The 19,395-nt window shown below is 59.0% G+C and carries 14 protein-coding genes and 1 riboswitch; of the genes, 11 read left to right on the top strand and 3 right to left on the bottom strand.

Annotated features, from left to right (window positions below; translation table 11 throughout):
• The 7 genes from AC0L2K_RS32220 to tdh all read left to right on the top strand — a co-directional run.
• A partial coding sequence (locus tag AC0L2K_RS32220; RefSeq protein WP_473533292.1) for an adenosine kinase occupies positions 1-447 on the top strand: 447 nt, incomplete at its 5' end.
• A 393-nt stretch (positions 448-840) separates the two neighbouring features.
• Positions 841-1,041, top strand: a riboswitch (cobalamin riboswitch).
• Between the two features lie 115 nt (positions 1,042-1,156).
• On the top strand, positions 1,157-3,502 hold the full coding sequence (metE, locus tag AC0L2K_RS32215) for a 5-methyltetrahydropteroyltriglutamate--homocysteine S-methyltransferase (RefSeq protein WP_473533297.1): 2,346 nt from the start codon (positions 1,157-1,159) through the stop codon (positions 3,500-3,502).
• Between the two features lie 1,307 nt (positions 3,503-4,809).
• Positions 4,810-4,971, top strand: a complete 162-nt coding sequence (locus AC0L2K_RS32210; protein ID WP_156768247.1) for a hypothetical protein — start codon at positions 4,810-4,812, stop codon at positions 4,969-4,971.
• Between the two features lie 38 nt (positions 4,972-5,009).
• A complete protein-coding gene (locus AC0L2K_RS32205; RefSeq protein WP_156768246.1) occupies positions 5,010-5,171 on the top strand; it encodes a hypothetical protein in 162 nt (53 codons plus the stop codon).
• Positions 5,172-5,686: 515 nt separating this feature from the next.
• On the top strand, positions 5,687-6,772 hold the full coding sequence (locus AC0L2K_RS32200) for an HlyD family secretion protein (RefSeq protein ID WP_473533291.1): 1,086 nt from the start codon (positions 5,687-5,689) through the stop codon (positions 6,770-6,772).
• 32 nt (positions 6,773-6,804) lie between these two features.
• Positions 6,805-8,961, top strand: a complete 2,157-nt coding sequence (locus tag AC0L2K_RS32195) for a peptidase domain-containing ABC transporter (protein WP_473533290.1) — start codon at positions 6,805-6,807, stop codon at positions 8,959-8,961.
• A 329-nt stretch (positions 8,962-9,290) separates the two neighbouring features.
• Complete coding sequence (gene tdh, locus AC0L2K_RS32190) at positions 9,291-10,343, top strand: L-threonine 3-dehydrogenase (protein WP_473533289.1); 1,053 nt, start codon at positions 9,291-9,293, stop codon at positions 10,341-10,343.
• Positions 10,344-10,563: 220 nt separating this feature from the next.
• Here the strand turns inward: tdh and AC0L2K_RS32185 are convergent, their stop codons facing one another.
• Positions 10,564-11,601 carry a cytochrome-c peroxidase gene (locus AC0L2K_RS32185; RefSeq protein WP_473533288.1) on the bottom strand — a complete coding sequence of 346 codons (1,038 nt, stop codon included), beginning with the start codon at positions 11,599-11,601 and terminating at the stop codon, positions 10,564-10,566.
• Positions 11,602-12,137: 536 nt separating this feature from the next.
• Here AC0L2K_RS32185 and AC0L2K_RS32180 point away from each other — a divergent pair.
• Positions 12,138-12,605, top strand: coding sequence for a Ros/MucR family transcriptional regulator (locus tag AC0L2K_RS32180; protein ID WP_065011147.1), 468 nt, complete (start codon positions 12,138-12,140; stop codon positions 12,603-12,605).
• A 204-nt stretch (positions 12,606-12,809) separates the two neighbouring features.
• On the top strand, positions 12,810-14,144 hold the full coding sequence (gene hemN / locus AC0L2K_RS32175; protein ID WP_473533287.1) for an oxygen-independent coproporphyrinogen III oxidase: 1,335 nt from the start codon (positions 12,810-12,812) through the stop codon (positions 14,142-14,144).
• A 396-nt stretch (positions 14,145-14,540) separates the two neighbouring features.
• Here hemN and AC0L2K_RS32170 read toward each other — a convergent pair whose 3' ends face one another.
• On the bottom strand, positions 14,541-15,374 hold the full coding sequence (locus tag AC0L2K_RS32170) for a prephenate dehydratase (protein WP_473533286.1): 834 nt from the start codon (positions 15,372-15,374) through the stop codon (positions 14,541-14,543).
• Between the two features lie 219 nt (positions 15,375-15,593).
• A complete protein-coding gene (locus tag AC0L2K_RS32165) occupies positions 15,594-15,806 on the bottom strand; it encodes a cold-shock protein (protein WP_008874821.1) in 213 nt (70 codons plus the stop codon).
• A 519-nt stretch (positions 15,807-16,325) separates the two neighbouring features.
• Between AC0L2K_RS32165 and AC0L2K_RS32160 the strand changes: the two genes are divergently transcribed.
• Positions 16,326-17,882, top strand: coding sequence for a M16 family metallopeptidase (locus AC0L2K_RS32160; protein WP_473533296.1), 1,557 nt, complete (start codon positions 16,326-16,328; stop codon positions 17,880-17,882).
• Positions 17,883-17,886: 4 nt separating this feature from the next.
• A complete protein-coding gene (locus tag AC0L2K_RS32155) occupies positions 17,887-19,272 on the top strand; it encodes a M16 family metallopeptidase (RefSeq protein WP_473533295.1) in 1,386 nt (461 codons plus the stop codon).
• Positions 19,273-19,395: the final 123 nt, after the last annotated feature.

Raw genomic sequence — 19,395 nt, 5'->3', positions numbered from 1 at the left:
GTGTCGATGACATTGTCGGATTCGTTCTGCGTCGACCGCTACCGCGAGGAGTTTCTGGAGCTGATGCGCTCGGGCACAGTCGATATCGTCTTTGCCAACAGCCACGAGATCAAGTCGCTGTACCAGACCGCCTCCTTCCACGAGGCGCTGGCGCTGATCCGCAAGGATTGCAAGATCGCCGCCGTCACCCGCTCCGAAAAGGGCTCGGTGATCGTGCGCGGCGACGAGACCGTGGTGATCAAGGCGACCGCGATCAAGGAACTGGTTGACACGACAGGCGCCGGCGACCTCTATGCCGCCGGTTTCCTCTACGGCTACACGCAAGGCCGCAGCCTGAAGGACTGCGGCGATATCGGCTCGCTGGCGGCCGGACTGGTCATCCAGCAGATCGGGCCAAGGCCTCGGCAGAATTTGCGCTGCGAGGCTGAACAGGCTGGTTTGCTGTAGGGCGGCATTTCGGCCACGTGTTGCCCACCTTCCCGTTGTGCAGGCTGTCCAGACAAGCGCGTGTAAATCGAACGCGTACCAGTCCGAGAAGGATGGCGGTTTTTCTCCAAATTTCTGGTTGTTGAGGCTCAGGACTTGTCGCACTTCGGGCCAGTACTGCCGCCCGATCATGAATGGCCAACACGCGCCATTTTTGACGAAGTTCGTTTTGGGACGAGATCGTACAAATGGCAGATTGCCCGAGCGGCGAGGCACAGCCTGCGCACACCGGAGAGTGGCGCAGAAGGCTCAGCTCTACGGCGACCTGCGACTTGGGAACGCGCCGCAGGTAAACAGTTCACATAAACACATAAACATTTCTTTATACGTCATTGACAACAATGCGAGCTGCTGCGATTGTCCGCATGTCGTGGTTCTCCGCAAGGCGCTGCCGTAGCGGAGCTAAGAGGGAAACCGGTGCAATGCCGGCGCTGCCCCCCGCAACTGTAAGCGGCGAGCCAACCCACCAATGTCACTGGGGCGACCTGCCCCGGGAAGACGGGGCAGAGGCTGTGACCCGCGAGCCAGGAGACCTGCCACGGTGAACAACGTCCACGGGCGGGGTGTCTGGTGGCCGCGGCAGCTCGGTGTTCATGCCGGCCTGCTAGCGCCTTCCTTGTCCCCGCCCCAACCATCGGGGTATGGAATGAATGTCTCCCAGCAAGTTCCCATAGCAACGCTTGGCATGCCGCGTGTCGGTCGCCGGCGAGAACTGAAATTCGCGCTCGAAAGCTACTGGTCCGGAAAATCTTCTGCTGCCAACCTTCTCGCGACGGCGAAGGCACTCCGTGCCGCCAGCTGGAGCGAGCAGCATGATCGCGGCGTGTCGAAAATCCCGTCGAACGACTTCTCACTGTATGACCATGTGCTCGACACCGCAGCAATGGTCGGCGCCGTGCCAGCTCGTTACGGCTGGACGGGCGGCGAGGTCCCGCTCGACATCTACTTCGCGATGGCGCGCGGGACGGAAGGCGATACTGCGGGTTGTGGACACGCCAGTCACGGGCATGCAGTTCAGGGGCAGCGCGTAACCGCGATGGAAATGACCAAATGGTTCGACACTAACTACCACCACATCGTGCCGGAGCTGAGCCAGGATCAGACATTCGCCCTCTCGTCGACGAACCCAGTCGATCACTTTCTGGAGGCAAAAGAGCTTGGCATCCATACACGCCCGGTCATCCTTGGACCGGTCACCTTCCTCAAGCTGGCGAAGTCTCCCGACCAGGGTTTCGATCCGATAGCGCTCCTACCGCGGCTGCTGCCCGTCTACGAGCAACTCCTGCGGACGCTGGAGCTCTCGGGGGCGGACTGGGTGCAGATTGATGAGCCGGCGCTTGTGCTCGATCTTAACCCGATCGAACGAGCTGCCTTCGAATTCACCTACGGCCAGCTGTCGAAAGCCGCGCCCAAGTTGAAAATAATGCTGGCTACCTATTTCGGGCCGCTCGGGGACAATCTCGAGACCACGCTTTCGCTGCGCCTGGCGGGCCTACATCTCGATCTAGTGCGCGCTCCCGAGCAGTTGGAGACGGTTGGTCGGCTCGCACCGAAGGATCTGGTGCTCTCACTTGGCTTGATCGACGGCCGCAACGTCTGGCGCGCGAACCTGGCTGCCATTCTCGACCGCATCAAGCCGGTCGTTGCCGGCTGGCCGCTGGATCGCGTCGAGATTGCGCCTTCCTGCTCGATGCTTCATGTGCCGATGGACCTGCGGATGGAGACCGCGCTGGATGTGGACGTCAGTTCGTGGCTGGCATTCGCCGCCCAGAAGACTGAAGAGCTGCTCGTGCTGGCCCAAGCCTTATCCGAAGGCAGGGAGGCCGTAGCAGGCTCACTGAAAGCTTCTGCCGAGGCGGCCGCCGCGCGCGCAATGTCTACAAAGGTCCATGATCCGCTCGTCCACGGTCGAATTAGCAGCATTGACGGCGTCATGAAGCAACGAAAGAGCGCATTTGCCAAGCGCTCGAGAGTCCAGGCCGACATGCTCCGCCTGCCGCCGTTCCCGACGACGACCATCGGGTCCTTCCCGCAGACGCCCGAGGTGCGCAGGGCGCGCTCCGCTCACGCGAAGGGCCGGCTGAGCTATGTCGACTACCAGGCCTTCCTGAAGAAGGAGACTGAGGCGGCTGTGCGTTGGCAGGAGGAGATCGGGCTGGACGTGCTGGTACACGGCGAGTTCGAACGAAACGACATGGTGCAGCATTTCGGCGAGCAGCTGTCCGGCCTCGCCTTCACCCAGCATGGCTGGGTGCAAAGTTACGGCTCCCGGCTCGTGCGCCCTCCCATCATCTTCGGCGACGTATCGCGGCCCAATCCGATGACGGTCCTCTGGTGGCAATTTGCCCAGTCGCTGACGAAAAAGCCGGTAAAGGGCATGCTCACAGGCCCAGTGACCATTCTTAACTGGTCTTTTATGCGCGACGACGTACCCCGCGCCGAGGTCTGCCGCCAAATCGCGCTCGCCATCCGCGATGAAGTGGCCGACCTGGAAAGAGCTGGCGCAAGGGTGATCCAGATCGATGAGGCCGCGTTTCGCGAAGGCTTGCCCCTGCGGAAGTCCGACTGGAAACATTATCTCGGCTGGGCTGTCGAATGCTTCCGGCTCGCTTCAACGGGTGTAGCGGACGCGACCCAAATTCACACCCACATGTGCTATTCTGAGTTCAATGAGATCATCGACTCGATCGCTGAACTGGACGCGGACGTAATTTCGATTGAGACGTCGCGCTCCAAAATGGAACTGCTAGACGCCTTCACGAAGTCCAAATATCCGAATGACATCGGTCCTGGCGTCTACGACATTCACTCACCACGTGCCCCGGAAGTCGGCGAGATTTTACATCTCGCCCAACTTGCCCGCGCCCGACTGTCGGACGGCCAACTGTGGGTGAATCCGGATTGTGGCCTCAAAACAAGGAAATGGGAGGAGGTCCGGCCTGCCCTCATGAACATGGTCGCTGCCGCATGCGCGCTGCGGGAGAAAGAGCGGGCGCAGGTCGCTGGGCCACTGTGACGGGCAAACATGTGACCCGCGGGCTTCGCGGATATTTAAGGCAGAAAGGACGCCATCGAAAGCCGCGCGCAAGTCGGTCGACGCGTGCGAGTCCCACCCTTGTCGTCCAGCCGAAGGCCCGCTGGACGGCTGAGCGGCGGGGCAGGATCTGGGAAGCCTCTTCTGGTCCGAGGACGGATGATTTCGCCACGAAATGAAGGAAGACGGCTTTGTCCATGAGCTGCAGCCTCTCACAGGTGCCAGCGGCCAACAGACACTTCACCGAGGGCCAACGCTTGAGGATGCCCCCTGAGCACCGGCACCATCGAGATAGCGGCCGATCCAGTCGAGTCCGTTACAGCCGGACTCGTCGCTTCGATGACGTAGCTTCGGTTGCACAATGGATGTCCCGGTCGCGGCCCGACGTACGAACCCGGACCTCAGCGCCGACCTAAGGAGACCGACGCACCTTGGGTTGGCCCCTACTGTCGGGTTTGTCGAGTTAGCGACACGGCGATGTTCGGCCCGGCGTGTCGCCGCGCTTTCAGTGAAGCCATTGATAACGTGCAGAACAGTTTTTCTGAGGCGCTTCCTACCCAGTTGGCACGACTCTTGATGTTCTAGTGGTATGGCGGCATACGCGTCGACCGGTATCACTGATTCATGCTCTTATTCAGCACTAGAATGGGCCAACAATGACGACCGATATCTCAGCCTATGGTGTGACCGAATTGGCTCCCGAAGAAGCATCTGCAATTTCGGGAGGGATGTTTTGGGCAATAGCTTTCGCGATTTTGGGACGTTCGGCCTTGCAGCTGTAAGCATAGGGGCAAAAGTCGCCGACCCAACTCACTGATTCACCCTTACATTTCAAGCTCTAGGAAAGGAAAAAAAGATGAAGACCAATATGCAAGCCTATGGTGTGACCGAGTTAACGCGCGAAGAAGCATGTGCAACGTCCGGAGGGTGGTTTTGGCTGGCGTCGGCAGTATTTAGCGGAGTTGCTGCGTTAGTATTTGGTATAGCAGCCGTGATAACATATGTTAAGCATCATTAAGATCCATAATATTCGCGACTGCTCTGGGGTTGACCTTGGTCATCTCCAGGCAGCTGTGGCCTGGTTTGTCGCGCTGACAGCGTGATGTTCGGCCCGGCGTGCCGCCGCGCTCTCAATTAAGCCGCCGAAACAAAAAAGCATAAGCGCTGTTCCTGAGCTTCCTGTGCAGTTGGCACGTCTCTTGATGTTGTCGTTGTACGGCGGCACACGCCGCCGAGCGTGCATTACTGATTCATCGTATTATTTTGAGCTCTGGGAAAGGAGAAAACAAATGAAGGCCGAAATGTCAGCTTATGGTGTGACCGAATTGGCTCCCGAAGAAGCATCTGCAATTTCGGGAGGGATGTTTTGGGCAATAGCTTTCGCGATTTTGGGGACGTTCGGCCTTGCCGCTGTAAGCATAGGGGCAAAAGTCGCCGACCCAAATCACTGATTCACCCTTACATTTCAAGCTCTAAGAGAGGAGAAAAAATGAAGACCAATCTGCAAGCCTATGGTGTGACCGAGTTAACGCGCGAAGAAGCATGTGCAACGTCCGGAGGGTGGTTCTGGCTGGCGTCGGCAGTATTTGGCGGAGTTGCTGCGATAGCACTGGGTATAGCAGCCGTGATAACATATATTAAGCATCATTAAGAAGATCCATAATATTCGCGCCGCCTGGGGTTGACCTCGGTCACCTCCAGGCAGATGTCGCCTGGTTTGTCGTATGCGTGATGTACGGCCGACGCACTCTCAGTTGGGTTTGGAATAAGCTACAGAACGCCTTTTTGGCCTCTATTCTCGTAGTCGGCATGGGTATTGCCGTCTTTAGGCGCGGGGGGGAGTGCTGCCGATCGGCAGAAGATCGCCGACATTCATCGTTGAATGTTTTTGAAAAGGAAAACAATGGATATCGACATATCAGTATACGGCTTGACCGAGTTAACCCGAGAAGCGGGATCATCAACTTCCGGTGGTTTTTGGTTCATAGCCTCAGTTTCTGCTGTAGGATTCGTTGGTGTAGCACGCGCCGAAGACATGGTGGATGATTGGCAACATCATAGATCAACATCATTGTGACCAGCGAGACCGTGATTAATATCTCACTCATTTCTGAACTCGCCAACTGCACTTCAGAGAGCATCCTTTATCGAGGATCAGGTAGATCTTTGATCATCTACAAGATTATTTTGCTCTCTGTGGTTGCGGCGCTGGTCTCTCTGCCTTTCATCACAGTAACGGTATCTTTCCAAAGTGCCGGTATTATTCGACCCACCGTCGAGAAGACGCCCCTGGTGGCGCCGGTCTCCGGACGCATCTCCCGCATCCTTGCCGCCGAAAACGATCTGGTTGCTCAGGGGCAAGAGATCCTCGCCCTCGATGATGGGGTGGTTGAGGAAAAGCTCAGGGCGCTTAAAGGCGATATTCGCGCGAAGAGCGATTTTGCCAGTGACCTAGAAACCCTGATCTCCTCCGGCACGCAAGCCAAGGACCCGATCCACCTCTTGACCGAGTCAGCCACGGCCGAGCGCGCCCATTTCCTCAACCTGCTGCGGGAGAACCAGTATGCTCGCGGTAATGCGGCTGCGGAACTCGAGCGTGCTAAGCGACTGCTCTCCGCTGCTGTAGCACCGGCAAAGGCCGTTGAAGAAAAAGCCTTCGCACTTCAGAACGTTGAGATCCAGGGCGAGATCCTCGCCCGGCGCAAATTCGCCGAATGGAACCAGCAGCTATTCGACGTTAACCTGCGCCTTGAGGAACTCACGGCCGCCTTGCATCAGCTTGAGAGCGAACGGGACCTGACCCGCATTCGAGCACCCGTATCGGGCGCTCTCGAGCAATTCTCGGGCCTCAATTCCAGCAGCTACGTCCAGGCCGGGCAAACCGTCGCTTGGGTTTCGCCGGATGGTGAACTGGTGGCGGAAATCTTCGTTTCCCCCAATGACATCGGCTTTGTGCGCCCCGGCCAGTCGGTGCGTCTCCAAGTGGATGCCTTCAACTACAATCAATGGGGTGTCATTGACGCGACGGTGCTCGACGTGGCGCACGACTTCACCCTGCACGACGGGACCCCGGCCTTCAAGGTCCGCTGCGCGCTCTCTCGCCGCCATCTCGCCCTCAAGCACGGGGTCATCGGTAACCTGAAGAAGGGCATGACCGTCCGGGCTCGCTTCCTCCTGGGCGACCGCACTGTCCTGGAACTCCTGTACAGCGAGGTCGACGATTGGCTCAATCCGCTCCTGGCGAGCCACTGATCCTTCATTTTCCAAACAATCAGCGAGCCGCCATGTCGAGCAAGGTCATCAAGTTCAAGCAGCGCGACATCACGGATTGCGGGGCCGCCAGCCTTGCTTCTGTCGCGGCCTTCTATGGCTACAAGCTGCCATTGTCGCGTATCCGCCAGTATGCCTCGACCGGCCGCTCCGGCACGACTGTGCTGGGCCTCATGGAAGCGGCTCGGAAGCTGGGCTTCGTTGCCAAGGGGGTAAAGGGTGGCTTCGACAGCCTATACAAAATCCCCAAGCCCGCCATCGCGCACGTAATCGTCAACGAGGTCCTGCATCACTTCGTCGTAGTCCAGGCGATCAATGCCAGGTGGGTCATCGTCATGGACCCAGCCTATGGTGAAATCCGCAAGCTGGCGCACGAAGAATTCAAAAAGCAATGGACTGGCGCCCTGGTGCTCCTGGTTCCGGCAGACACCTTCAAGCGCCGCGACGAGACCAGCTCACCCCTAGATCGTTTCGTACGTCTGCTTGCGCCACACAAGGCGGCGATGGCGCAGGCTCTCGCGGGGGCCCTGGTGACGACGATCCTTGGCCTCTCGACGGCCATTTACGTCCAGAAAATCGTCGATCATGTGATTACAGCGGGCAACCGAAATCTGCTCAACCTGATGAGCGTCGCCATGCTGCTGATCTTGGTTGTACAGGTCGTAATCAATCTCCTCAGAAACCTGCTCGTCCTGCAAACGGGACAGAAAATCGACGTCCACCTAATCCTTGGCTATTACAATCACATCCTAAGCCTGCCTCAGAAGTTCTTCGACACGATGCGCATGGGCGAAATCATTTCCCGCATGAACGACGCGGTGAAGATCAGGAGCTTCCTGAACGACGTCTCGATCAACATGTTCGTCGACGTGCTAATGATACTGTTCTCGTTAGGGCTGATGTTCATATACTCGTGGAAGATCGCGTTGGTCGTGGCGGCCTCCATCCCGTTGTACCTCTCCGTCTATTGGACCATCAACCGGCTGCACAGGAATCGACAGCGCGCCATGATGGAGAACGCTGCCGAACTTGAAACGCAACTGGTGGAGTCACTCGGAGCTGTCTCCACGATCAAGATCTCCGGCATGGAGAGCTTCGCGAACTTCAAGGTGGAGACCCGCTTCATCAAGATGCTGCATTCCGTCTACAGCTCCGGCCTGATCTCGATCTTTGGAGACAGTACCTCGACTTTCCTCGCAACTCTATTCACCATCGTGCTGCTGTGGTTCGGAACGACGCTTGCCCTCGATCAAACCATCACGCCCGGCGAATTACTGTCCTGCTACACCTTGCTGGGCTATGTCACCCGGCCGGTTGCCAGTCTGATCCAGACCAACCGGATCGTTCAGGATGCTTTTATCGCGGCGGATCGCCTGTTCGAGATCTTCGACCTGGAGCCGGAAAGCGGTGGTGGCATCAATGCCAACAAATCCGACATTGGCGACATCCACCTGGAGAAGGTCACGTTCCGCCATGGTAGCCAGCTCGAGCTTTTCCAGGATCTTAGCGTCACCTTCCGTCGGGGGGAAATGACAGCGGTGGTAGGGGAAAGCGGCTCGGGCAAGAGCACCCTTGCAGCGCTGCTGCAGAATGTCTACCCGCTTGAGGGTGGACACATACGGATAGGCCGCTATGCCCTCCAGGACCTCTCGACCGTATCCCTGCGCAAGGTTGTGGCTGCGGTGCCGCAATCGGTCGACGTGTTCTCGGGCTCGGTGATCGACAACATCGCCCTTGGCGAGTTCGAGCCAGACGTCGAAAAGATCCTCCAAATCTGCGATCAAACAGGGCTGCGGGAGGTGATCGAGCGCTGGCCCGGTGGCTTCCAGGCCTATCTAGGCGAAAGCGGCGTACGCCTCTCCGGGGGCGAGAAGCAGCGCCTTGCGTTGGCTCGGGCTCTGTATCGGGATCCGGAGATCCTGATCCTCGACGAAGCAACCTCCTCTCTCGACTCGGTCGCCGAGGCGTTTGTCCTGCGAGTGGTTGAGGATCTGCGTCGGGCCGGCAAAACCATCGTCATCATCTCTCATCGACTCAGCACCATCCGTTGCGCCGACAAAATAGTGGTCTTGGACAAGGGGCGGGTTGTTGCGGAGGGAAGGCATGCTGATTTGGTGGCAACTGAAGGCGCTTACGCTCGCTTGTGGCGAGTGCAAACCGAAACCAGCTAACAGCTTCAGGTGAGGACATTGCAGAATCCCAAGACCAAGCATGGCTTCGCGCTGGTGGGCTCATCAGAACGCCATCGGAGCCGTCGGGAGCGCTGAACCGCCCGTCGGTCGAGCGGTCAAAGAAGATCGGCTCCCGCTAGGCTGTGTAGAAGCGGTGATCTTCCTGCCCTGCCGGTAGCTTCACCAGCTGGGGAAGGCGCCTGCCAGGTCTGCGGGAGGAAGTGGCCCGCTCACGCTCCCTGCTCAGGATACCGGCAAGCACGGTGGCGATATGGCGGTCCGTGCGGTCGAGCGGTTGGTCGCACCACCCTACGTGTAAGGAGATTCTGATGTCGAACATGATGAAGGCGCTGGTCAAGGCCAAGGCGGAACCCGGCATCTGGATGGAAGAAGTGCCGGTGCCGGAAATCGGCCCGAACGACATTCTGATCAAGATCAAGAAGACCGCGATCTGCGGTACCGACGTCCATATCTACAATTGGGACCAGTGGGCGCAGAAGACCGTGCCGGTGCCGATGGTGACCGGCCACGAATTCGTCGGCACCGTCGCCGACTTCGGCGCGGCGGTCACCGAATACAAGATCGGCCAGCGTGTTTCGGGCGAAGGCCACATCGTCTGCGGCCATTGCCGCAATTGCCGGGCGGGCAGGGGGCATCTGTGCCGCAACACCCTCGGCGTCGGCGTCAACCGGCCCGGCGCCTTCGGTGAATATCTGGCGATCCCGCAGCACAACGTCGTGCCGATCCCCGACGATGTGCCCGACGAGATCGCCGCAATCTTCGATCCGCTCGGCAATGCGGTCCACACCGCACTGTCCTTTGATCTGGTCGGCGAGGACGTGCTGGTCACCGGCGCCGGGCCGATCGGCATCATGGCTGCGCTGGTGGCGCAGTGCGTCGGCGCGCGAAAGGTGGTCATCACCGACATCAACCCGGTGCGGCTGGCGCTGGCGAAAAAACTCGGCGTCCAGCATGTGGTCGACGCGTCGAAGGAAAAGCTGCGCGATATCATGCCGGCGCTCGGCATGACCGAAGGTTTTGACGTCGGCCTCGAAATGTCGGGTGCCGCACCCGCCTTCCGCGACATGATCGACACCATGAACAATGGCGGCAAGATCGCCATTTTGGGCATCGCGCCGACCGGCTTCGAGATCGACTGGAACAAGGTCATCTTCAAGATGCTGCATCTCAAGGGCATTTACGGCCGCGAAATGTTCGAGACCTGGTACAAGATGATCGCGCTGGTGCAGGGTCCGCTCGATGTCAGCGGCCTGATCACGCACCGCATCGGCATTGATGATTTTCAAGTAGGCTTCGACGCGATGCGCAGCGGCAGCTCGGGCAAGGTGGTGATGGACTGGGAGGGCGACTGGTCGATGTGACTTTGCGGAGGTGCTGACGGGAACGCCACCCTGGCTGCCGTCGATCTCCCCGCGAGGGGCATCGCTGGTGCAAGGCAGTGGCTCCTGCAACCAACGTGCGACGCTCAATCGTGCCGCGACGTATCACGGCCCAATCGGACGGCTGCGCTTGTGGCCATTCTCCCAGATCGGTCAAGGAATGCTCATTGGCCCCCGACGCGACCGCCTGTTTTCCCAATGCCTAGGATCGAGGTCGAGGTGTTGTGGGCGTTTCAGTTGGCAAGATGGGATATGTGATCTCCGGTCGCTTTCCGGTCAGCGAATTAAGGTAGGCAACGATCCGATCGATTTCGATTTGCGTTAGCTCTTGGCCAAGCTGGGTGGTGCCCATGATGGCGACGGCCTCGCTCAGGTCCCAGACCTTGCCCGAATGAAAGTATGGCGCGGTGATTGCTACGTTGCGCAGCGACGGCACGCGGAAAACATAGGAATCCTCGGGTACATTGGTGACGGCGAATCGTCCCTTGTCGTTCTTCGGCAGAATGTCGGCGCTAGGCTTCTCAACGAGGCCGAATGGATAATAGCCTTCCCCACCAATATTGACACCGGAATGGCAGGACGAGCAGCCCTTTTCGATAAAAAGGGCGAGGCCCTGTTTCTCTTTGGGACCGATGGCGGTCTCATCGCCATTGAGGAAGGCGTCGAAGGGGGCCGGCGTGACCAGTGTCGCCTCGTAGTCTGCGAGTGCATTGACTAGATTGTCGAGGGTGATGGGATTGGCCTCATCCGGGAAAGCTGAATGGAACAACTCCACATATTGCGGCATCGATTTGAACGTCTCGACCACTCGATGCGGTGTGTTGGCCATTTCGACACCGGCCTGTATCGGCCCTTTGGCCTGAGCTTTCAGGTCTTCGGCGCGACCGTCCCAAAACTGTGATTTGTTGAAGACAGAGTTAAACACCGTCGGCGCGTTGCGCTGCCCCTTCTGCCAACCATGGCCAATCGAAGTTTCACGATTGTCGTCGCCCCCGGTGGCCAGGTTGTGGCACGAGTTGCAGGAGAAAACGCCTGAGGACGAGAGGCGTGGATCGAAGAACAGTGCCTTGCCGAGGGCAATCCTGTCCGGCGTGCTCGGGTTGTTGGCGAGCGCCGGCGTGAATGGCAAGGGCTTGAAAGTGGCCAGTGCCGTTTCTCTGAGGTCTGGCGGGATGGACTGCGCAGCAAAAGCTGTGGCTGCCACAAGCGCAACAGCCACCGCAGGGAATAGAATTTTCATAAATGGAGTCCTTACGATGTGCACGGAAACCATTCTCCACATGCGGCCTGCGAACGCCCTGCGCTAGATCAGCGGATCGAGGGAATCGTGCCTGTCGACCAAGCCAATCGAGCGGCGGAGACATTGACTGCGATTCATCGCCCGACGGCGGATTCAATGGTGGCGCGCGCGCAGTCGCTGTTTGTTCGCCTGAGGGTTTGGTCGGTTCTGTGGCCTGTCGCCACATGCTGGCGCAACGCCAGCCTGTTTCATACGCGCAAGCTTTTCTGCCCCCATCGAGTGCACGGCTCATGGTTTACAAGCTTTCTGCGTCTTCCCTCTGCAATTCAGACGGACGAGATCGGAACGGAAAGGCGGACACTGGCGCAGTTATGGGACAGCGACTACCAGGCAGATCAGTGTCACGACCGCGTGATGTGGTGCTATAGACCTCAATCTTGGACGAGCAACGAACAATCCTGTCGTGACATTTGTTGCTTTCACCGGAAATCACCACTAGAAGCGACGCTCCGCAGACCAATCCACCGGAGAGTTTCATGCCAGAAGAAGACTTCAAAAACATCGACAACCTCATCCAGCTTACCACAGATGTTGTCTCAGCCTATGTTTCCAACAATCCCGTTCCGGTGGGGGACCTTTCAGCCCTGATCGGCCAAGTGCACGAAGCTTTGAAGGGCACGGCGGCCGGTCGCGTCTCGGCACAAGAGCCGACGGTGTTGACGCCGGCGGTCCCGATCAGAAAATCGGTGACGCCGGACTACATTGTCTCCCTTGAGGATGGGAAGAAATTCAAATCGCTAAAGCGTCATCTGTCGACCCATTACGGGCTGAGCCCTAATGAATATCGCGCCAAATGGGGTCTGCCGGCGGACTATCCCATGGTCGCGCCGAACTATGCGGCTGCCCGCTCTGCGTTGGCCAAGACAATGGGACTCGGCCGCAAACCGAAAGAGCCTGAAGTCTCGGCGCCGGAGAAGCGGTCCAGAAAGAAGGTACCAGCGTGACTTCTTCCTCATCCAGACCCGCTGTGGGGCTGGCGGCTCGATCGGCATGATGTGAGCGAAACATCGAAAGGCGGGATCAAATCCCGCCTTTTCCTTGCACGGTGTGATTACACGGCGCGAAGCGGAATGGAATTGACATAGCGCAGAGACACAGGAGATCGCAGGGGTAAAAGGAGGACAGTTGTCAACTTGGGAGGGAAACTGTTGCAGACTTCTATCCTGAAAAAACATCGCGAGGCTCTCCTGCCTTGGTACACCATCTATCCGACTGTGCCGGAGTTCTCCGCAGCGGTCGGCGCAGAAAGCTATGAGGAATGGCTAAGAGGTCTGCCGGCTGACGATCCGGTGTCGCTCTATCTCCACATTCCGTTCTGCCGATCGATTTGCTGGTATTGCGGCTTTCCGACCACGATTGCCCGCAACCATGGTCCGATCCTCGACTATGTGGCCGATCTGCGTGACGAGATCCGTTTGATCTCGGAGCAAGTGCCGCAGAGGCTCGTCGTGAACGACGTGCATTTCGGCGGTGGAACCCCGACCCTGATCGGGGCAGCGGAATTCTTGGCCATGATCGAACTCCTGCGCCGCCGCTTCGCGTTCAGGGAGCCCGCTACGATCGCCGTCGAAATTGACCCGCGCACGTTCACGCGCGAGATCGCCGAGGCACTGGGAGCAGCCAATGTGAGCCGCGCGAGTCTCGGGGTGCAGAGTTTTGATCCAATTGTTCAGAAAGCGATCAACCGGGTCCAGAGCGAGGCGCAGACGGCCGCTGCCGTCGAAGAGCTGCGCCGGCATGGAGTAAGCGGCATCAACGTCGATCTCATGTTCGGTCTCCCGAATCAGACGGTAGAGTCCTGCGTCCAGACTGCGGCGGCAACCGCCGCCATGCGTCCCAACCGGCTTGCGGTGTTCGGCTACTCGCATATTCCATCGGTGATCAAGAATCAGCGCCTGATCGAGAAGACTGCGCTGCCGGACAGCGTCGCCCGCGCCGAACAGGCTGCGGCCGTGGCAGATACGCTGGTTGCGGCCGGCTACCGAGAGATCGGCCTCGACCATTTCGCCTTGCCGGACGACGAACTTACGCTGGCGCAGACCCGCGGTCGGCTACGCCGTAACTCGCTGGGTTACTCGGCCGACACCTGCAAAACCGTGATCGGTTTCGGCGCGTCGGCTATCGGGCGGGTCGGCGATGGTTACGTCCAGAACGAGGTGACACACGAGTCCTACAGCCGGCACATAGCAGGTGGCCGTCTGGCAACGTCAAAAGGCTGCCGGCTCACAGACGAAGACCGCGTGCGAGCCGCAATCATCGAGCGGCTGATGTGCGATTTGGAGGCCGATGTGCCGGCAATCTGTGCGGCCCATGGATTCGATCCAATCCGCTTTCTCGATTCAGCTGAACGCCTGGCGAAGCTGGCCGAGGACGGGGTAGTGGACATCGAAAACGGTCTCATCCGGGTGCGGCAGGAGCATCGCTTCGTGATTCGCGCTGTTGCTGCCGCATTCGATGCTTTTCTCGACCGGGTTGTCCCATAAGCACAGCCAAGCAGCGTGAGGGGCGCCAAAGCGATAAGCTCGTGCCAAACGGCACGCTCGTAAAAATGCCGCAGGCCCCGGTCACGGCGCCCCTGCGCGGATTGAAGTGTTAAACCTTCCCGAATGGACGAGCGTGCCGCCCACAACGCGTCACAGTCATACAACGGTCACTGGTTTTGTGAGATGCCCGGCCGGTCGACATCTGTGCCTATGAATACTACCGTTCGCAGGCAAGAAACTGGCGGGAACGACAAGATCGTCGGCGCGATTATCTCGTCCATGGCTCGCGCATTACGTGTACATCGCATCAAGTTCGATGCCGCAGCCCTTGTTCGTCAGTGATGAAGATCAACAGTTTTGGGGCTATGGACGGAAACTAGCCGAGCCTAGCCATAACTAATAGCGACGTGGGTACGATCCGAGAATTCTCAGGCCATCAATCTCCGCCAACGCGGCCAGAGCCGGGTGCGTCAAAACGTGTCCAGCGACATCGATGACGTACTGATGAGTGTCTAGCCGCTCGCAGGTTGGACGCTGATAGACATTGAGAACGGCTAAATTGTCCTTCGAGAACCTGTTCAGGACACAACTGAGATCTTGCTCTGAAACGCGGAGGTGAAGTGTCGTCCGGTCAAATCCTGTCGGCGCAGGGGTCCTGCGCCCGAGCACCCACCACCGCGTAACGTCATGCAGCCCTTCTTCAATTCCTGTTCGCAATATCTGCAAATTGTACAGCTTGGCACCAAGCGCAGGACCAAAGGCTGCTATCGAGGGAGATTTTTGCTCTGCCACGAAAGATGTTGATCCCCGACGGCTCTCTCGCTCGACATTGGGCATGTTCTCGTCGAGCCACCCGGCTAACTCCTGCAGAGCCACGGGGTGGCCCACCACCTTAGCGATCTTCGAGAAACTCGCATCCTTGCTGGCCATGAGGCTGTAGCTCAGGACCTTCGGGTACTCGGCGATAATCGTAGGAGACCTCAAGCTCAAGACTTGGTCGAGGTAGGGAGTGGCTCCGACCAGAGAGGTCGTAGCTGGGACGCATGCAACGTGGACGCAGCCATTCTCATATGCTTCGAACAATCCGTCGCTGAACGGAACGAGTTCAACGTGGTCACCAAAGAGGTCCAGCGAGGCTTGATGGGTCCAGGACCCCTCAGGGCCAATGTACCCTGCCCTCTTGATCCAGGAGGTGTCGATCGCTGGAGGCTGGCTGAATTGCTCGTTCATTCCCCGGCACGCTCGATCGAGAATGCGATAAACATCTGCTGCAGAAAGTAAGAGGGCTGGGACCCGCCCCTCTTCGCTTGCAACATCGTGTGGCAATAGAACTTAGCAGCTTGCTACAATCCGCTGCCCCAGTCGGCGGGGATCCGTGTTCTTGCCCGCTCCTATGGCGCGGTCAGTCGCACTTCTGCCCGGCTCTTGCCGGGCAGAAGCAGAAAAAGGTCAGCCAGCTTTGCTGAGACTGCCAGCGGATGATTTGCCAGTACGGCGGTCCTGTTCGACCTCATAGTTGATCTTCTGGCCCTCATTAAGGGTCGAAAGGCCCGCTCGTTCGACAGCAGAAATGTGGACGAAAACGTCCTGACCTCCGTTGTCAGGCTGGATAAAACCGAATCCCTTAGTGCTGTTGAACCACTTCACCGTTCCAGTCGCCATAGCGTATTCCTTTGTAACAATTCAATGTAGGCAGGCCATAAGCCAGGTCCGCTTCATATCCGAGACTTTAGGGCAGCAAAAGCTAAAATAGCAAAAGCCGGGTCAAATCGCTAAAGCGGCTCGCAAGCTCCATCATGACCGCCTGTCGCGGACAGCGTCTCCCGCGCTGGCGCTCCGAATGGCAAACACAAGTTCTGAAACGCTCCGGTAAATTCCAGAACCGCGTCTATCGCTGGTTTGGAGTCCTGTTAGGGACCTGCGATCGGCCGATGTGAGCAAGAGTACGCGGACGACCAGCAACTACGGGCGCGCGCTAACGCCACCATGTTCGCCGCAGTCCTAAGGGTATTTCACCTAGCCACCTCTTTAAGCGGCAAGCGCTCCCCATTCGGCGGTGTTAGACGTCGGACAATGTCGGAGGTACGCAACACAGAGTCCGTTGAATCGCATCGCCGAAAGGGCTTTCTCATCTGGCACGGTTCCTGCGCGGTCATGCAAAACGCGCAGGAGAGTCGTCCCATGATCCCCACACAGAAAAATGCCGCCCCACCTTTCGACCTACTCAAAACTGACATCCCAGCCGGGCCTGGCAGCATTGTGAGGGCTCGTCTGGACCGGCGCTGCCCACCGATCCACCTTCTCCCAGTGGGGGCGACAGGGACGCAGCACCTTCAAATTGAGGGACAACTCACTTCCCTGCGAACTTTGTCCATCGCCCGGTCACCACAACCGAAGCCACCGTCTGCTTGGCTGCGGGGCGCACTTTTTGCGACCGCGCTGGCATTTCTGACGACCGCGCCGTCTCCGGCGGCCGCCTATGACATAGCGAATTTCCTGCTCGACAACGGCATGGAGGTGGTCGTCATACCCGATCACCGCGCGCCCATCGTCACCCATATGGTGTGGTACAAGGTCGGCAGTGCCGACGAACCTCCGGGCAAATCCGGCATCGCGCATTTCTTCGAGCATCTGATGTTCAAAGGGACGGCCAATCACGGCGCCGGCGAGTTGGACCGCGCGGTGGCGGAGATCGGGGGCTCGCTAAACGCCTTCACCTCTTACGATTATACTGCCTTCTACGAAAGAGTGGCGCCCTCGGCAGTGGAGCAGATGATGAGCTTCGAGGCTGATCGCATGCGCAATCTCACCCTCACGGATGACGTCATCAACACCGAGCGGGACGTGGTCCGCGAGGAGCGTCGCTTGAGGGTCGACAACAATCCGGAGGCGCTTCTCGATGAGGAGGTCGTCACGACGCTCTGGCAGAGCCAACCCTACCGGATCCCGGTGATCGGCTGGATGCACGAGATCGAGAAGCTGGACCGCAACGACGCCGTGGCTTTTTATGACAAGTACTGGCCGAACAACGCCGTGCTGGTGGTGGCAGGCGACGTCGAGCCCGAGGCCGTGAAGGCGCTGGCCGAGAAGACCTATGGCAAGGTCCCGCGTGGACCAGATCTGCCGCCACGCGAACGCCCGTCTGAGCCGGTGCAGAACACCAGGCGCACATTGACGCTAAGGGATGGCCGCGTTTCGGTCCCCATCTTTTCCAGATATTGGGTGGTGCCGTCCTATCGCACCGCCGAGCCCGGCGAAGCCGAGGCGCTGGACCTGCTGGCCCAGATTCTCGGCGGGGGTAACCGCAGCCGGCTGTACCAGGCGCTCGTCGTCAAGCAAGGTATAGCCGCAGCGGCCGACGCTGATTTCGAGGGCACCATGCTGGATGCTGGCAAGTTCAGCATCCGCGGCTGGCCGCGCGGCAAGGCGAAGCTTGCGGATGTCGAGGCCGCAGTCGACGCCGAGATAGCGCGCATCGCCAGGAACGGCATCACCAGCGACGAACTGGAGAAGACGAAAAACCGCTATATCCGCTCGTTCATCTTCGCCCATGACGAGCAGGCCTCCGTCGCTGGCATGTATGGCGCCACGCTTGCCACAGGCGGCAATGTGAAAGACGTCGAGGAATGGCCGGACCGCATCCGCAAGGTCACGGCCGATCAGGTTAAGGCCGTTGCCGCCCGCTACCTCGTGTCCGACCATTCGACCACCGGCTATCTCCTGCCCAAGGAAAATTGATATGATGACGAACCAATTCCGCAGGGCCATTCCACAAGCATTGCCCTCTCCTTTTGGACAAGGCTGGCGCCTCGCCTCCTGGCTGGCTGTCCTTTGCCTTGCTATTTTCTTCCTCACCCTGCCAGCGTGTACCGCCCGTGCTGCGGCGAACATCCAGGAGGTGAAATCTGAAAAGGGGATCACCGCTTGGCTGGTGGAAGACCATAAGCTGCCGATCGTCACGCTCCAGTTCGTGTTTGACGGCGGCACCAGCCAGGACCCGGCCGGTAAGGAGGGGCTTGCCAATTTGATGACCGGCTTGTTCGACGAGGGCGCAGGCGATCACGGCGGCGACACCTTTCAGGTGCGGCTCGATGATGCCGGCGCTGAGATGAGCTTCCACGCGCGGCCTGACGGCATCTATGGCTCGGTGCGCATGCTTTCCCAGCGCCAGGACGCCGCTTTCGATCTCATCAGGCTCGCGTTGAACAGGCCCCGCTTCGATCAGGAACCCTTTGACCGAATCCGCGCTCAGCTTCTCTCCGGCATTATTGCCAACGAGCGCGAACCTCACGCGATCGGCAGGGATGCATGGCGGCGCAGGCTCTACGGCGCGCATCCGTATTCGAGGCCGCCCGAGGGCACCAAGGAAAGCCTGGCCCGCATAACGCCCGCCGATCTAAGCGCCTTCCACAAGGCCGCTTTCGCCCGCGAGGGGCTGCACGTGGCGGTTGTCGGCGACATCGATGCCAAAGCCCTGAGTGCAAGGCTCGACCAGTTGTTCGGCGATTTGCCTCAGAAGCAGGCGCTCGCCCAGGTACCTGATGTCACCCCGAAGCTCGGCCAGTGGACGTTGGTCGCATACGCCCTGCCCCAGACTTCGCTCCAGCTGGCTTTTCCCGGCATCGGACGCAGCGACCCGGAATTCTATGCCGCGCAGCTGATAAACGATATACTCGGAGGCTCGCCATTCACCTCACGTCTGTTCCAGGAAGTGCGGGAAAAGCGTGGCCTGGCCTACGGTGTGTCCTCTAGTTTGGAAGGCCACCAGCATTCCAACACGCTTGTCGTGACCACGTCGACGCGCGCCGACAGGGCGGCGGAGACGCTCGACCTGATTAGACAAGTAATCAAGGAGCTGGTGGACACCGGGCCAACAGCGGCCGAGCTCGAAGCGAGCAAAAAGTATCTGATCGGGGCCTATGCTATGAGCAATCTGGGTTCCTCCACGGCGATTTCAGCCACGCTTCTCGGGCTGCAGCTCGACAAGCGCGGCATAGACTACATCCAGCACCGCGCGGCCCTCATCGAGCAGGTGACGCTCGACGAAGTCAGGGCGGCGGCGAAGAAACTGCTTTCGGTCGAGCCCGCCATTATGGGCGTTGGCCCGCGGCTAGCTGGTGTCCCGTGACGACGAACAGTCTCGCGCTCTACAATAGTTGCTGACCGTCTCCGCCGCCATAGAGGTGCACAGAAGTACAATTGTCCATTTGATGCTTGTCCTTGCTACATCTCACATCCCCGGTGTCAAAAG

It is taken from the genome of Mesorhizobium sp. WSM4817, assembly GCF_055811135.1.
Note: the sequence above shows the minus strand (reverse complement) of the source record. Positions and strands in the feature narration are given on the sequence as shown.

Excerpts from the sequence above, each read along its gene's own strand:
- AC0L2K_RS32170 (WP_473533286.1), bottom strand. The coding sequence starts at position 15,374 with ATGAACGAGCAATTCAGCCAGCCTCCAGCGATCGACACCTCCTGGATC.
- tdh (WP_473533289.1), top strand. The coding sequence starts at position 9,291 with ATGTCGAACATGATGAAGGCGCTGGTCAAGGCCAAGGCGGAACCCGGC.
- AC0L2K_RS32165 (WP_008874821.1), bottom strand. The coding sequence starts at position 15,806 with ATGGCGACTGGAACGGTGAAGTGGTTCAACAGCACTAAGGGATTCGGT.
- AC0L2K_RS32160 (WP_473533296.1), top strand. The coding sequence starts at position 16,326 with ATGATCCCCACACAGAAAAATGCCGCCCCACCTTTCGACCTACTCAAA.
- AC0L2K_RS32180 (WP_065011147.1), top strand. The coding sequence starts at position 12,138 with ATGCCAGAAGAAGACTTCAAAAACATCGACAACCTCATCCAGCTTACC.
- AC0L2K_RS32210 (WP_156768247.1), top strand. The coding sequence starts at position 4,810 with ATGAAGGCCGAAATGTCAGCTTATGGTGTGACCGAATTGGCTCCCGAA.
- AC0L2K_RS32185 (WP_473533288.1), bottom strand. The coding sequence starts at position 11,601 with ATGAAAATTCTATTCCCTGCGGTGGCTGTTGCGCTTGTGGCAGCCACA.
- AC0L2K_RS32155 (WP_473533295.1), top strand. The coding sequence starts at position 17,887 with ATGACGAACCAATTCCGCAGGGCCATTCCACAAGCATTGCCCTCTCCT.
- AC0L2K_RS32195 (WP_473533290.1), top strand. The coding sequence starts at position 6,805 with ATGTCGAGCAAGGTCATCAAGTTCAAGCAGCGCGACATCACGGATTGC.
- AC0L2K_RS32205 (WP_156768246.1), top strand. The coding sequence starts at position 5,010 with ATGAAGACCAATCTGCAAGCCTATGGTGTGACCGAGTTAACGCGCGAA.